This window comes from Sphingomonas sp. (assembly GCF_036387535.1).
Classification (GTDB): Bacteria; Pseudomonadota; Alphaproteobacteria; order Sphingomonadales; family Sphingomonadaceae; genus Sphingomonas_R.
This window is the reverse complement of record NZ_DASVTO010000115.1, coordinates 60,591-75,186: the sequence shown is the minus strand read 5'-3', so window position 1 is coordinate 75,186 and position 14,596 is coordinate 60,591. Positions and strand designations below refer to the sequence as shown.

Sequence of the window (14,596 nt, the reverse complement as noted above, 5' to 3'; positions counted from 1 at the left end):
CGACTATCGCCCGCTGGGCCTGTGCGTCGACGAGAAGGCGATCGTGAACGCGGTCGTCGGTCTCCTCGCGACCGGGGGTTCGACCAACCACGCGATCCATATCCCGGCGATTGCCCGTGCGGCCGGGATCGTGATCGATTGGGAGGATATCGACCGGCTGTCGGCGGCGGTGCCGCTGATCGCGCGCGTCTATCCGAATGGCTCCGGCGACGTGAACCATTTCCAGGCGGCCGGCGGGATGGCCTATGTCATCCGGACCCTGATCGACCATGGCCTGTTGCACAGTGACATCATGACGGTGTCTGGCGGCGGGCTGGAGGATTATGCGCGCGACCCGGTGTTGCGCGACGATGCGCTGACCTGGATCGACGCGCCGGCCGAGCCGCTGGACGCATCGATGCTGCGGCCGGTGTCGGATCCGTTCCTGCCCGATGGCGGCATGCGGCTGGTGCAGGGCAATCTCGGCCGCGCGACGATGAAGACCAGCGCGGTCGACCCCGCCCGCTGGACGATCGAGGCGCCAGCGCGGGTGTTCACCGATCAGGACGCGGTGCTGGCGGCGTTCAAGTCCGGTGACCTGACCGGCGACGTGGTGGTGGTGATGCGGTTCCAGGGACCGCGCGCCAATGGCATGCCCGAACTGCACAAGCTGACAACGCCGCTGGGCGTGTTGCAGGACCGGGGATTTCGCGTCGCGCTGGTGACCGACGGGCGGATGTCGGGCGCATCGGGCAAGGTGCCGGCCGCGATCCATGTCTCGCCCGAAGCTCTCGCCGGGGGCATGCTGGCGCGGGTCCAGGACGGCGATGTCATCCGCGTGTCGGGCGATGCCGGTACGCTCGACCTGTTGGTGGATGCGGAGGTGCTGGCCACCCGTGTGCCGGCGGAAGCGCCGCCGCCACCCTATGGCACCGGACGCGAACTGTTCGCGTTCATGCGGCACGGCGCGGACGAGGCGGAGCGCGGTGCATCTGCGATGCTGGCAGCGGGAGGCCTGTGATGGAAATCGTCGCCGTCGATATCGGGGGCACGCATGCCCGGTTCGCGATCGCCGAGGTGGGCGACGGGCATGTGTTGTCGCTGGGCGAACCCGTGACGTTGAAGACCGCCGAGCATGGCAGCCTGCAACTGGCGTGGGAGGCCGCCGGCGAGGCGCTGGGTCGGCCGATCCCGCGTGCCGCCGGTATCGCGATCGCCACGCCGATCGGCGGCGAGGTGCTGAAGCTCACCAACAATCCCTGGGTGATCCGTCCGGCGCTGATCCAGTCGAAGCTCGGCGTGGACTCCTATGTGCTGGTCAATGATTTCGAGGCCGTCGGTCATGCGGTGGCGCAGGTCGGCGCCGAATATCTGCAGCATCTATGTGGTCCGGACGACCCGCTGCCGGACACCGGGATCATCACGATCGTCGGGCCCGGCACGGGGCTGGGCGTGGCGCATCTGCTGAAGACGCCGGCCGGCTATCATGTCCTGCCCTGCGAAGGCGGTCATATCGACTTCGCGCCGCTTGACGTGCTGGAGGACGGCATCCTGAAGACGCTGCGCAAGCAGTATCGCCGGGTTTCGGTGGAACGGATCGTATCGGGGCCGGGACTGGTCAACATCTACGAATCGCTGCCGCCATCGACCAGCGCCGCGTTGCGACCGATTGATGACAAGGAGCTGTGGACCGCGGCGCTGGCCGGCACGGACAGCCGTGCGGCGGCGGCGCTCGACCGGTTCTGTCTCAGCCTGGGCGCGGTGGCGGGCGACCTGGCGCTGGCGCACGGCGCGAAGGCGGTGGTGATCGCGGGCGGGTTGGGCCTGCGCATCGCGGATCATCTGCCGCGATCGGGTTTTTCGGAGCGGTTCGTCGCCAAGGGCCGGTTCGAGCGCATCATGTCGGCGATGCCGGTCAAGTTCATCACCCATCCGCAGCCGGGCCTGTTCGGGGCCGCGGCCGCCTTTGCAGGAGCGCATCGTTCATGAAGCCGGTAGAAACAGTCATGCGGGCGGCACCGGTCATTCCGGTGCTGGTCATCGAGGACGTCGCGCAGGCCCGCCCGATCGCCGAGGCGTTGGTGGCCGGCGGCCTGCCGGTGCTGGAAGTGACGCTGCGCACCGACAGCGCGCTGGCGGTGATCCGCGAAATGGCGAAGGTGGAGGGTGCGATCGTCGGTGCGGGCACCGTGTTGAACCCGGACGATCTGGCGCGTGCGCAGGATGCGGGCGCCACCTTCATCGTATCGCCCGGGCTGACGAAGAAGCTGGCGCGTGCCGCGGAGAAGGCGGACGTCGCGCTGTTGCCGGGCGTGGCCAATTCCGGCGACATCATGCGCGGACTCGATCTCGGCCTGTCGCATTTCAAATTCTTCCCGGCGGTGGCGAATGGTGGCATCCCGGCGTTGAAGAGCCTGCTGGGGCCGTTCGGGAAAATCGCGATCTGCCCGACGGGCGGCGTTACCCAGGCGACCGCTGCGGACTGGCTGGCGATCCCGCAGGTGCTGTGTGTGGGTGGATCGTGGCTGGTGCCCGCTGGCGAACCGGATGTGGCGGCGATCCGGGCGATGGCCGAAGCGGCCGCCGCGCTGACCCGGTAGGCGTCATCGCCGGAGGTGACGCAGCTTCCGCTGGCGGTGCGCGCTGCGCCACGCTCGGGCACGGCGGAACAGGCCGCGCTTGCTCAAGCCTTCGAACATCTCCCCCGGTCCTTCGGGATCGAGGATTTCGTTGTCGGCCAGCCATTTCTCTACCCCGCTGAGATCCGGCGTCTCGTAGGGACGGAGCGACCGGCCCGGCCCGCGCAGGCCCTCGATCGCGGCGATCAGTGATCCCGTCTGCTGGATACGATCCGCGACCTGTTCGGAATCGACCCCCAGATGCTCGGCGATCAGGGCATGCTGGATGGCGCCGATCCGGGCACAGCGCGGGTCATCCGCGTCGGCCCGCAGATCCACCGCGACGTCGCATTCGGTATCGAGCCGGAGCGAGCGGTTGTTCATGTTCGACGATCCCACGCGAAGCATATGTTCATCGACGATCATGATCTTGGCATGGACATAGATCGGCGTGCCGCCCGCGGTGAACGGGTGGTAGATGCGGAACCGGCCGTGCAGATCAATCCGGCGCAGCGTTTCGAACAGGCGCGCGCGGGCGGTATCCATGGCGATCGGTTCCAGCCAGCCATGCGCGCTGACCGGATTGACCAGCACGATTTCCGGGCCGTCGGGCTCCCGCAGGCGGGCGGCGATCGCCTCCGCGATCCGGCGTGACGCAAAATACTGGCTTTCGGCATAGATACGGCGGCGGGCCGCGGCGATCATGTCGAGATAAAGCTGCTCGATCTCCACGACCTCCCGCACGTCCGCCATTTCGGGCTGCGTGCGGGCGATGGCGACGGTGACGTCCCGGAAGTCCGGAACCAGATCGTTCGGCCAGCAATCCGCACCGCCCTGAACCGGAGCGAGGGGTTTGCCCCCCGCCAGGTGCCAGCGGTGACGGGCGAGATCGCCGAACCGTCGCGTGATGGGTCCGGACAGCGCGCTGGTCGCGTCGTGCCAGGGTGGGTGCGGCGTGCCGTTCGGCAGGACCCGCAACGGATGGGCATCGCGATGATCGCAATCGTCCCAGCGTTCCGACGTCATGTCGATACCGCCACAGAAGGTGAAGCTGTCATCGATCACCACGATCTTCTGGTGATGCGAGGCGCCGGTCGGGTGCTTGCCATCCAGCTTGGTGTGGATACGCGGATGACGCATCCAGCGCAGGACGGTGAAGATGGTGCGGCCCCGGAACAGCGCCTTGATGGCGCCCATGTCCCAGCGCAGGAGATAGACGTCGAGCTTGGGGTTGCGGTCCGCCAGCCAGAGAATGAACTCGCCGACCGTCTCCGGCTCGCCGGGTTCAAGCGGCTCGCCATGCAGCATGATGCGGGCATCGAAATCCCACCCGATCAGCATGATGCGGCGTTCCGCCTTCATCATCGCTGCGCGTGCGAACCGGAAATAGGCGGCGGCGTCGACGATCACCGCGAAACGATCCGCCTGATCGACGCACCAGCTGTTCTTGCCGGGCGTGAATATGGTGGCGGCTGGCGGAGGTGGCGCGGTCATCGGCAGGCTTTTCGACCGGACGTGCGACAACGGCAAGGGTCTTCCGCAAAAAGGCGGGAGCGTGACGTGCTAACCGCGTCCCGCCTGCATCAGAATGGCGTCCGACGGCAGGACCCGATCCAGGAACGGCAGGATCGCCGCACCGACCGCCGCGGCATCATCCGAAATCCGCGCGCGCAGGACCGGCGCAGGGGAGGGGATCCGCGCCTGCGCCAAGCCACGACGCAGCTGGATGACGAGGCGATCGATCAGCGGCGCGGGCAGGCGACCGCCGATCAGCACGGCGCCGGGATCGATCAGACAGTGCACCGAAACCAGCGGCTCGATCAGCGCGCGGGCTGCATCCTCGATCCACCGGGCCACGATCGCCGCGACTGTAGGATCATCGCTCAACAGCCCGTCGACAGTGACCGAGGGATGTCCCGCTTCGGCCAGGCGCGCGAACAAGGCGGTCAGCGATACCGTGTCCTGGACCGTCCGGGGCGACCCGGCGCCGACATCCGGCAACGACCCGATCGCGCCACTCCGCGCGTCGGCCCCACGAAAATAGCAGCCGTCGACCACCAGGCCGCCGCTGAGCCCGGTGCCGATCAGGACGTAGAAGAAGCTGGACAGGGTAAGCCCGCTGCCGAACCGCGCCTCCCCGATCGCGGCGGCGGCGGCTTCATGGTCGACATGGACCGGCCAGGGTAGGGCAGGACCAATCCAATGCCTGATGTCCACCCCTGCCCAAGCTTCATAGCCCGTTGGTGGCCGTTCGCCGCCGTCGCCGAGCTGCCTGGGCAGGGCGATGCCGATGCCGAGCACCCGCCTGTCGTCGAGCGGTGTCGCGTCACGCATCGCGCCGATCGCCTTCTTCAACAGCGCGACCACCTGGTCGGGTGTCGTGAACGCCTGTTGGTGTGTCGACCGGTAGCGGACCTGTCCGCCAAGATCGACGAGCAGGATGGTGAGATGATCGCCATCGAGATTGACGCCGATCGCAAAGGCGCCGTCCGGATTGATCGTCAGCCGAACCGCGGGTTGCCCGCGGGTGCCGGTGTTGCGCCCGGACGGAACGATCAGCTTCTGCTGCAGGAGATGGCGCGTGATGTTGGCGATGGTGGGCGGTGTGAGACCGGTAATCTCCGCAAGTGCCGTGCGCGTCGTTTCGCCCGCGACACGGATCGCCTGAAGCACGATCCGCTGATTATAATCGCCTGCCCTGGCGAGGTTTGTTCCCGAAAGGCTGACACTCAACCGCGCCTCACGGCCCTCCGAAGGCACCATCGCGTGGTCCCTGCGCATCATCGGAGTGTTGGTCAACATGCTGCCCCTGTCGCGAACCGTCGTCTTGGGGCGGCATCCGGCGGACGGTCGCACCTTCCCCCCCTGAAGATGCGGCTGCCGGCGGTCCTACAATATTTGGCATTACATTGGTATTAAAATCCTAAAGCCTGTTCCGCATGGGATTACGTTTTGGTCGTGGTGGAATTCACACGTGATAAGAGGAGGATGCCTGGCTCATGGGGCCGTGGGTGCACTTTGCCCGGCATGTGGATCTTTGCCGCCGCCCGCGATCCAGAGGTCAATCTGCTGTTCGAGCACCGGCAACGGGACGGAACCCGTGCCCAGCACGACATCATGGAACCAGCGCTGATCGAATGCCGGGCCAAGCCGTCGCTCGGCATCGGCGCGCTTGCGCCGGATCGTCATCTCGCCGAGCTTGTAGGCCAAGGCCTGACCCGGCCAGCTTATGTAGCGGTCGACCTCGGTCTCCACCTCGTGCTGCGACAAGGCGGTATGGCTGGCGAGATAGGTGATCGCCTGCGCGCGGGTCCAGCCGTCATGATGGATGCCGGTGTCGATCACCAATCGGCAGGCGCGCCACATCTCGTAGGACAAGCGACCAAAGGCTTCGTAAGGGGTGCGATAGATGCCCATCACGGTGCCGAGCCATTCCGTGTACAGCCCCCAACCCTCGCCATATCCGGAGAAATAGGTTTCGCGGCGGAACGCGGGGCGGTTCGGCCCTTCCAGCGCGAGCGCGGCCTGGAAGCTGTGCCCGGGATTGCATTCGTGCAGGGTCAGCGCGGGGATCTGGTACAGCGGGCGCGATTTCAGGTCGTAGGTATTCATCAGGCAGCTTTCGAGACCGCCGCGACCCGCAGTATAATAGGGGGCGATCGCATCCGGAACGGGGCGGATCGTGAAGCGATAGCGAGGTAGAAGACCGATCGTATATTTCAGCTGTCCATCGACGCGTTTCGCCGCAAAGGCGGAGACACCCAGCAGTTCATCGGGCGTCCGCGCATAGAATTGCGGATCGGTGCGCAGGAACCGGATGAACGTAGCCAGGCTGCCCTTGAAGCCCGCGGCGGCCTTGGTCGTCTCCATTTCTGCCGTGATCCGGGCAACTTCCTTTAAGCCGATACCGTGGATCTGGTCGGCCGTGAGGTCGAGCGTCGTGTATTCGCGGATCTGCGCCTGATAAAAGGCCTTGCCATCCGGCATCGCCTCCGCCGCCAGCGTGGTTCGGGTTCGGGGCAAATATTCCGTTCGAAAGAAGGTGAGCAGCTTTGCGTAAGCGGGGACCACCGACTGCGCAATGACGACCTGCGCATCGCGCCGGAGCGCCGCCTGATCGGCGGCGGGGATGACAGTAGGCATGTCGGCGAATGGCAGGAAGAACGGGTTTCTCACCGCGTCGGTCACCGCATAGGCCGCGATCGACGCATCGCGCCCGACGAGCGTGGCGCGTGGTACGGAAAAGCCGCGGGCGAGACCGGCCCGCATGTTCGCGATCTGCTCGTCAAAATAGCGCGGGAGGTCACGCATGCGGCCCAGATAGCGGCGATAGTCATCCGCCTTGCGATAGCCGGCGCGACCGTTCAGGCCCGACCAGAAATTGCTGTCCGCATTGAACGGCATCTCCCACACGCGGTAGCGGCCGCTGGCGACGAACGCCTCCAGGCTGGTGCGGAACACGGCGGCGTTGATGGCTTCTTCGGGCGAAAGCTGCGCGACCGGAATGGCGTCAAGCGCGGCCAGGGTCCGCGTCCAGTAACCGATGCGCGCCGTTTCCGAGGCAGCATCGACGCGCGGCAGATGATCGGCAGCCTCGGATGCGCCGTCGTCGAGATCCTGCCGCGCCATCTCCTTCTGTCGCCAGGTCCATTCGGTGTCGTACAGGCGCCGAAGCGCCGCATCGGCGCCCCCGGGCTCCGCCCGAACAGTAGTGGCGCTGACGAGAAGCACGACGCAGAGCGCAGGCAGGAGGCGGCGGGTCAAGGAAGAAGGCTCCGATCGCTGAGGGGCGGACGGCAGCAGACAAGACCAAAATCAGGATACGGTCAAACAGCGCCGGCCGGTGTCACACCCGCCGGTAACGGAAGTACCAGACCTCGTGCCCCTTGCTGCGCGCCTTTTGTTCATAGCGGGTTTCCGGCCAATCGTCGGGGCGAACGAGGAAATCGCGCGGGCTGTCCGCGAGCCATGCGAAGTCACTGCGGCTGCCCATGATCATCATCGCCCAGCGGACATAGACCGGATGATCGGTGCCGAACCGAAACTCCGCACCCGGCTTGAGCTTTGCGGCGATGCGATCGACCGGGCCGGCGTTCATGAAGCGGCGTTTGGCGTGGCGCGCCTTCGGCCAGGGATCCGGATGGAGCAGGTAGACACGGTCGAGCGATGCATCCGGCAGCCGTTCGAGCACGTCGAGCGCGTCGCCCATGTGCAGGCGGACATTGGCGACGGCGTCGGCATCGATCTTCATCAACGCACCGACGACGCCGTCCAGAAAGGGTTCGCAGCCGATGAACCCGCTGCCCGGCCGCATCGCCGCCTGGCCGACCAGATGTTCGCCCTTGCCGAAACCGATTTCCACCTCCAGCGGGCGGTCGTCACCGAACAGGGCGCGCGCGTCGAGCGACCCGGTGGCGGGCACCGAGAGTTCGGGCAGCAGCCGTTCCACGAGGCCGGCCTGACCGTCGCGCAATTTATGTCCGGTGCGGCGTCCATAGAGCCGGCGGAGGGTAGTGGGATCATTTTGGATCATCATAGATTGTCACGAAACGGAGGAAAATCAGCGATCGTGATGACGCCATCGGCATCAATCTCGATCAATTTGTTGATGGTGTCGGGTTCTCGTTGCAGGCAATCCAAAACCACCAAGAATAGGTCGACCTGCTTGACCTTAGGGACGCTCGGTAAAATGACAATCAGGGCAGGATGTATATCCATGGATCTGTAGATCGGACGGAAATCAACACCATTATTGGTGACGAATATATAATCGCCCTGCAAGACGAGCGGGATTAATGACTGATCCCGATATCCTGCCTGATTGAACCAGTTGAGATGGGTTGCCTCAATTTCCAACGATATCGCTTTCAGCGCAATCGCAGGCGAAAGACACTCGTCAATCAGGAATCTTAACATCCAGGCCACTCTCCTGCGCCCATCGGATCACTGCTTCCACCGATCCCATCGGCAGGTAGGGGTAGGCACAGAAAATCTCGAACTTCGATTCGCCCGCATTCAGCGATACGCGGATGACCTCGGCCGGGACGCGCGTGCCGGAGACGCAGGGCATGCCGCCCAGAATACCGGGCGTGGACACGACCCGGACCGGACCGGGATCACGGACGGGGGAAAAGATGTTCATGCCGGCCGCTCCTTCATTCGGCGCGGCCAGCATAACCGATGTCGGACGCGATCAGAAGGCGCGCTTCAGTTCCTCGACCAGATCGGTCTTTTCCCAGGTGAAGAAATCGCCGTCGGGCTGCCGCCCGAAATGGCCATAGGCAGCAGTGCGGGCGTAGATCGGGGCGTTGAGCTTCAGGTGAGTACGGATGCCCTTGGGGGTCAGGCGGACCAGCTGCGGCAGGATGCGTTCGATCGCCGCCTCGTCGACCTGGCCGGTGCCATGCGTGTCGACATAGAGTGACAGCGGTTCCGCCACGCCGATCGCATAGCTCAGCTGGATCGTGACCCGGCGGGCCAGCCCGGCGGCGACGATGTTCTTGGCCATGTAGCGCGTGACATAGGCGGCGGAGCGGTCGACCTTCGTCGGGTCCTTGCCGGAGAAGGCGCCGCCGCCGTGGGGGGCCGCACCGCCGTAGGTGTCGACGATGATCTTGCGACCGGTGAGCCCGGCGTCGCCGTCCGGCCCGCCGATTTCGAACAGGCCGGTCGGGTTGACGAAGATCGATGCCTCGTTCGGCATCCAGCCATCGGGCAGCACGCCGGCCATGACGCCCTTGGCATATTCGCGCAGCAGGCCCTGATCGACGCCTTTGCCATGCTGGGTCGAAACGACCAGTGCGGTCGCGCGGACCGGCTTTTCCAGTTCATAGGCAAGCGTGACCTGGCTCTTGGCATCGGGCTCCAGGAAGGGGGCCGCGCCGCTGTGACGGTCCGCGGCCATCGTTTCGAGGATGCGATGCGCGTAATAGAGCGTCGCCGGCATCAGATCCGGCGTTTCGTCGGTGGCATAGCCGAACATGATGCCTTGATCGCCGGCGCCTTCGTCCTTGTTGCCGCTTTCATCCACACCCTGCGCAATGTGCGCGGATTGCGGGTGGAGATGGTTCGCGAAATCGGCGGTCTGCCAGTGAAAGCCTTCCTGTTCGTAGCCGATGCGCTTGACGGTTTCCCGCGCGGCGACCTCGATCTCCGCCAGCGCGCCTGGCGTCCAGTTGCCGGCCGTGTCGATCATGCCGTCGCCGCGGACTTCGCCGGCCAGTACGATCCGCTGCGTGGTGACCATGGTTTCGCAGGCAACGCGCGCCTGGGCGTCCTTGCCCAGGAACAGATCCACCACCGCGTCGGAAATCTGATCGGCGACCTTGTCGGGATGCCCCTCGGACACGCTTTCGGAGGTGAACAGGAAATTGTCGCGCATGGGTGCAAGTCGCCTTTTCTGGGATACGGACGTGATAGGAGGCGCCCGTATATAAAGATATAAAGCTATCCTTATATCGCTCTTAGCGGCGCTTGGCCCGGCGTGCAATCATCGCCACCCCACCCAGCGCGAGTGCCAGGAGGCCCGGCAACAGGTTGCCATGACGCGCGAACGGAGGCGGCGCGAACGCCGATGGCAGCACGGCATCGATCGCACCGGCACGGTGCCGGGGGATGTCGTGCAGCAGGCGTCCGGCGGGATCGACGACCGCCGAAATGCCGTTCGGTGTCGATCGGACGATCGGGATTCCTTCTTCGATCGCGCGCAGCCGCGCCTGGGCCAGATGCTGTGGCGGGCCCCAGGCGCCGAACCAGGCGTCGTTGGAAGGGTTGAAGAGGAAGTCAGGGCGATTGGCGCGATCGACGACGTGCCCGGAAAAGATGATCTCGTAGCAGATCTGGACCCCGACCTTGCCGAAGCCGGGCAACCTATAGGATCGCGGTCCCGGGCCGGACCAGAAATCGATATCGCCCGGCACCAGCCGCGACAGTCCGATCGGCGCCAGCAGCGCGCGCATCGGCAGATATTCGCCGTACGGCACAAGATGCGCCTTGTCGTACCGGTGGAGCAGGCGCCCGCGCGCATCCATGACGAACAGGCTGTTGCGCGCGCCGACCGCCTCCCCACCGTCATCGCGTTCCAGGCGCGTGCCGCCGGTCAGCAGCAGGTCGCCCGGACGCAAGAGATCAGTCAACGCTTCCCGCGCCAACCGGTCGGTCTCCAGATAATAGTCGACCGCCGCCTCCGGCCACAGGACAAGGCGCGGGGGGGCATCGCCGCGCGGGCGGTGCGACAGGCGGGCGAGCTTCAGCAGGCCGTCATAGGCATAGTCCGGCTGGTTGCGGGCATCCTGATCGATGTTCGGCTGAACGATGTGGACGACGTGCGTGCTGCCTTGGACGGGCGGCGTCGCGCAGAAGGACAGCGCCACCGGCATGACCGCAGCGGCAAGTGTCGCGCGCAGATCGCGGCGGGCGATGGCGACCAGCGTGCCGGCCGCCAGGATCAGGATTGCCGACAGCCCGTAGGTGCCGACATAGCGTGCTGCCTGCGCGGTCGGCAGTCCGAGCCAGACGACCCCGAGCGGATTCCAGGCGAAACCGGTGAACAGCGTGGCGCGCAGCCATTCGGACGCGATCCAGAAAGCGGCCAGCGCAAAGATCAATGGCAGCGGCCGGCGCCCCGCCACGGCGCGTGCGAGGCCGGCGGCGATCGCGGGATAGACGGCCAGGTAGACCGCGAGCAGTATGACCGCGACCCACCCGAGCCAGCCCGGCATCGCGGCCTGATAGGTGAAGGCGGTCGCGATCCAGTTCAGCCCCAGCGCGAATTGGCCGAGCCCGAACCACCAGCCGAGTGCCGCGGCGCTGCGCGGGCCCTGCGTCTGGCCAAGCAACCAGATGAGGCCGGCCAGCGCCGCGATCGTCAATGGCCACGCGCCCAATGGCGCAAAACCCGTCGCCGAGACGAGCCCGAGCAGAACGGCCAGCAGCCAGCGGCGGCCGGGTGTGGACAGGCCGGTAGTCATGAGGCGGGAGGGCTCCTTCATGGTCGCCGCTAGCCGATTTCGATGCGGGACGAAACCATCGCCGACCTTGTCGGTCGCGGTGGATCCTATAGGATATCGGGATGAGCCTGCGCCCTTTCCACCTTGCCTTTCCTGTCCACGACCTGGCGGCGGCGCGTGCCTTTTACGGCGGCGTGTTGCAATGTCCTGAGGGGCGGAGTTCGGCCGAGTGGATCGATTTCGACCTGTATGGGCATCAGATCGTGGCGCATCTGGTCCCGGGATCCACCGGTGACGCGGGCGCGAACGGCGTCGATGGGCATGACGTGCCGGTGCCGCATTTCGGCGTGGTGCTGGACATGGCGGATTGGGAGGCGATGGCGGCCCGATTGCGCGCCGCGGGCACGGTGTTCGGGATCGAACCCCACATCCGGTTCGCCGGGCAACCCGGCGAACAGGCGACGATGTTCTTTCGCGATCCATCCGGCAACGCGCTGGAGTTCAAGGCCTTTCGCGACCTGAACCAGCTGTTCGCGACATAATCCCGCAGGATCAGCGCGATGCGGTGCGGACACCCTGATCGGCGGCGGTGACCCGCCAGATGTGGTTGCCCACATCGTCGGCGACCAGCAAGGCACCGGTCCTGTCCTTGATAACCCCGACCGGGCGACCGCGTGCCTGTTCTTTCGGATCGAGGAACCCGGTTAGGACATCCACCGGCTTGCCCGTCGGGCGCCCCGCCGTGAAGGGGACATAGATCACCTTGTACCCCGACATCGGTTTCCGGTTCCAGGATCCATGCTGACCGATGAAGGCCCCGTTCGCGAAGCGCGGCCCCAGCGTCGTTCCGTCCGCGAACGCCAGACCAAGCGACGCGGTGTGCGGGCCGAGCGCATAGTCGGGCCGGATGGAATATTGCCGCAGATCTTCGTCCGGAACCGGCGCCCGTTTGTCGATATAACCGCCCCAATAGTAGAAGGGCCAGCCATAGAAGCCGCCGAAATCGACCTTGGTCAGATAGTCTGGCACCATGTCGGATCCGAGTTCGTCGCGTTCGTTGACGACGGTGAACAGCGATTTGCTGCCGGGTTCCCATGCCATGCCGTTCGGGTTGCGGAGGCCATAGGCATAGATGCGGTGACGCCCGGTGGCAGGGTCCACTTCCCAGATCGCGGCGCGACCTTCCTCGGCGGCCATGCCGCGCTCGCCGACATTGCTGTTTGACCCGACGGTGACGTAGAGCCGCGATCCATCCGGGCTGGCGATGACATTCTTGGTCCAGTGATGATTGATCGGGCCGCCGGGCAGGTCGACCACCTTGGTGGCCGGCGTGGTGATCTTCGTCTGGCCGGGCGTGAACGGGAAACGGACGAGCGCATCGGCATTTGCGACGTAGAGATCGCCGCCGACCAGCGCCATGCCGAAGGGCGAGTTCAGGCCGGACACCAGCACCGAGCGGCTGTCCGCCACACCGTTCCCGTCGGTATCGCGGAGCAGCGTGATCCGGTTGGCGCTGGGCACGGCTGCGCCGGCGCGGCTCATGATCTTCGCCTGGAACCAGCCGCGGACGCCCTTGCCGTCATCGGGCTTGGGCGGAGCATTGCTTTCGGCGACCAGCACATCGCCGTTGGGCAACAGCAGCATCCAGCGCGGATGATCGAGCCCGCCGGCAAAGTCGTTGACCGCAAGGCCGGGCGCGGGGGTGGGGGCTTCGCCGGGTTTCCAGCCGATCCGCTTCGCGATCTTGACCGTGGGGAACCAGGAGGTGGTGGGATCCGGGATTTCAGGCTTCGTGCCCTGCGTCTGCTCCAGCGCCAGCTTCGCAGTCGTACCGCGCGTCAGCCAGTAGAACAGGCCGCCGCCGGCCACGATCAGAATGGCGAGGACGGCAAGGATGCGATTGCGCAAGGATCATGGCCTTTTTCGGAATGGTTATGCGGCTGTAACGATCAAGATGCCGATCGGATGCAGGCGGGTAGGATCAGTCTTCGTCGGGGTCGGGGATGGGCGGATGAAGGCGAAGGCGGTGAATGCGCTTGGTGTCGCCGGCCGTCACCTCCAGCCGCCAGCCGCTGGGATGCAGGACGGTTTCGCCCGGTTGCGGAACATGGCCGGCCAAGGTCGAGGCCAGGCCGCCGAGCGTATCGACATCCTCATCCGTCTCCGTCAGCCGCGGATCGATGATGGCGATATCTTCCAGCTCTGCACGCGCGGCCGCGTCCCAGATGCCGTCCTCCAGTTGCACGAACAGCGCGTCGGCGGCCTCGTCATGCTCGTCCTCGATCTCCCCGACGATCTCCTCCATAAGGTCCTCGATCGTGACGAGTCCCTCCGTCCCCGAATATTCGTCGACGACGATGGCGAGATGGGTGCGGGTCGACCGCATTTCCGCGAGCAGATCGAGTACGCCCATCGATTCGGGGACGTAGCGCGGTTCGCGCAGCAAGGCGGTGAGATCGGCCGGAGGCGGGCCGCCGCCGGCCAGGATCGCGAACACATCCTTGACGTGGATCATCCCGATGACCTGATCGAGATTGTCGCGGTAGACCGGCAGCCGGCTGTGCCCGGCATCGGCGAACGCCGCGACCAGTTCGGTGAAGCCGGTGGTTTCCGGAACCGCGATGATGTCCGCGCGCGGCACGCCGATTTCGCGGACGGTGCGCTCGCCGAAATGAAGGAGGTTGCGGAGCATTTGACGCTCCACGGAGGACAGGTCGCCGGCATCGGGCCGCGCGCCGCCATCCTCATGGTCTTCGATCGCTTCCTCGATCTGGTCGCGAAGCGTGGGCTCGCTGTCCTCACCGAACAGGAGGTTGCGGAGACCGGCCCACAATCGGCCGCCGGTCTCGTTGCTACTGGAATCGTCTGGCATTGGAAGGTTCGGGATCCTTGTGGGTGTGGTCCACCCTAGCGTGAAGTGCGACGGTGCGGCTATCATGGACATAGGGCGGTATGTTTTTTGTTACAGAGGTGTTTTCACATCACCGTCATCCCGGCGGAGGCCGGGATCTCGGTGGGGCTAGGTCGTCCTTCACCCAGGGGCGATCCCGG

The 14,596-nt window shown here is 65.7% G+C and carries 14 protein-coding genes; 4 read left to right on the top strand and 10 right to left on the bottom strand.

Annotated features, from left to right (window positions below; genetic code table 11):
- The 3 genes from VF649_RS11030 to eda form a co-directional block, all read left to right on the top strand.
- Window positions 1–1,000 (top strand): dihydroxy-acid dehydratase (locus VF649_RS11030; protein ID WP_331012004.1); only part of this gene is annotated, 1,000 nt, incomplete at its 5' end.
- Window positions 1,000–1,968 carry a glucokinase gene (gene glk, locus VF649_RS11025; protein ID WP_331012003.1) on the top strand — a complete coding sequence of 323 codons (969 nt, stop codon included), beginning with the start codon at window positions 1,000–1,002 and terminating at the stop codon, window positions 1,966–1,968. The genes VF649_RS11030 and glk, both read left to right, overlap by 1 nt.
- Window positions 1,965–2,579, top strand: a complete 615-nt coding sequence (gene eda, locus VF649_RS11020) for a bifunctional 4-hydroxy-2-oxoglutarate aldolase/2-dehydro-3-deoxy-phosphogluconate aldolase (RefSeq protein ID WP_331012002.1) — start codon at window positions 1,965–1,967, stop codon at window positions 2,577–2,579. Before glk ends, eda begins: the two co-directional genes overlap by 4 nt.
- 3 nt (window positions 2,580–2,582) lie before the next feature.
- Here eda and VF649_RS11015 read toward each other — a convergent pair whose 3' ends face one another.
- The 8 genes from VF649_RS11015 to lnt all read right to left on the bottom strand — a co-directional run bounded on the left by VF649_RS11015 (window position 2,583) and on the right by lnt (window position 11,566).
- Window positions 2,583–4,091 (bottom strand): phospholipase D-like domain-containing protein, encoded by a 1,509-nt coding sequence (locus VF649_RS11015; RefSeq protein ID WP_331012001.1) that lies wholly within the window; start codon window positions 4,089–4,091, stop codon window positions 2,583–2,585.
- A gap of 69 nt (window positions 4,092–4,160) precedes the next feature.
- The gene (locus VF649_RS11010) at window positions 4,161–5,396 is read right to left on the bottom strand and encodes an ROK family transcriptional regulator (RefSeq protein WP_331012000.1); all 1,236 of its coding nucleotides are present in this window, start codon (window positions 5,394–5,396) and stop codon (window positions 4,161–4,163) included.
- 198 nt (window positions 5,397–5,594) lie between these two features.
- Entirely contained in the window at window positions 5,595–7,226 is a 1,632-nt protein-coding gene (locus VF649_RS11005) for a DUF885 domain-containing protein (protein WP_331012007.1), read from the bottom strand.
- Between the two features lie 217 nt (window positions 7,227–7,443).
- Window positions 7,444–8,133 (bottom strand): tRNA (guanine(46)-N(7))-methyltransferase TrmB, encoded by a 690-nt coding sequence (gene trmB / locus VF649_RS11000; protein WP_331011999.1) that lies wholly within the window; start codon window positions 8,131–8,133, stop codon window positions 7,444–7,446.
- Complete coding sequence (locus tag VF649_RS10995) at window positions 8,130–8,513, bottom strand: DUF5615 family PIN-like protein (RefSeq protein ID WP_331011998.1); 384 nt, start codon at window positions 8,511–8,513, stop codon at window positions 8,130–8,132. The genes trmB and VF649_RS10995 overlap by 4 nt, the downstream gene beginning before the upstream one ends.
- Window positions 8,494–8,739: a DUF433 domain-containing protein gene (locus VF649_RS10990; RefSeq protein WP_331011997.1), complete on the bottom strand. Its 246-nt coding sequence runs from the start codon at window positions 8,737–8,739 to the stop codon at window positions 8,494–8,496. The genes VF649_RS10995 and VF649_RS10990 overlap by 20 nt, the downstream gene beginning before the upstream one ends.
- 51 nt (window positions 8,740–8,790) lie before the next feature.
- Entirely contained in the window at window positions 8,791–9,978 is a 1,188-nt protein-coding gene (gene metK, locus VF649_RS10985) for a methionine adenosyltransferase (protein WP_331011996.1), read from the bottom strand.
- Between the two features lie 82 nt (window positions 9,979–10,060).
- Window positions 10,061–11,566, bottom strand: a complete 1,506-nt coding sequence (gene lnt, locus VF649_RS10980; protein WP_331011995.1) for an apolipoprotein N-acyltransferase — start codon at window positions 11,564–11,566, stop codon at window positions 10,061–10,063.
- A gap of 101 nt (window positions 11,567–11,667) precedes the next feature.
- Between lnt and VF649_RS10975 the strand changes: the two genes are divergently transcribed.
- Complete coding sequence (locus tag VF649_RS10975) at window positions 11,668–12,087, top strand: VOC family protein (RefSeq protein ID WP_331011994.1); 420 nt, start codon at window positions 11,668–11,670, stop codon at window positions 12,085–12,087.
- A 10-nt stretch (window positions 12,088–12,097) separates the two neighbouring features.
- On the opposite strand, the gene VF649_RS10970 is transcribed toward VF649_RS10975, so the two are convergent.
- Window positions 12,098–13,453, bottom strand: coding sequence for a sorbosone dehydrogenase family protein (locus VF649_RS10970; RefSeq protein ID WP_331011993.1), 1,356 nt, complete (start codon window positions 13,451–13,453; stop codon window positions 12,098–12,100).
- Between the two features lie 73 nt (window positions 13,454–13,526).
- Window positions 13,527–14,417, bottom strand: a complete 891-nt coding sequence (locus tag VF649_RS10965; RefSeq protein ID WP_331011992.1) for a hemolysin family protein — start codon at window positions 14,415–14,417, stop codon at window positions 13,527–13,529.
- Window positions 14,418–14,596 lie beyond the last annotated feature (179 nt).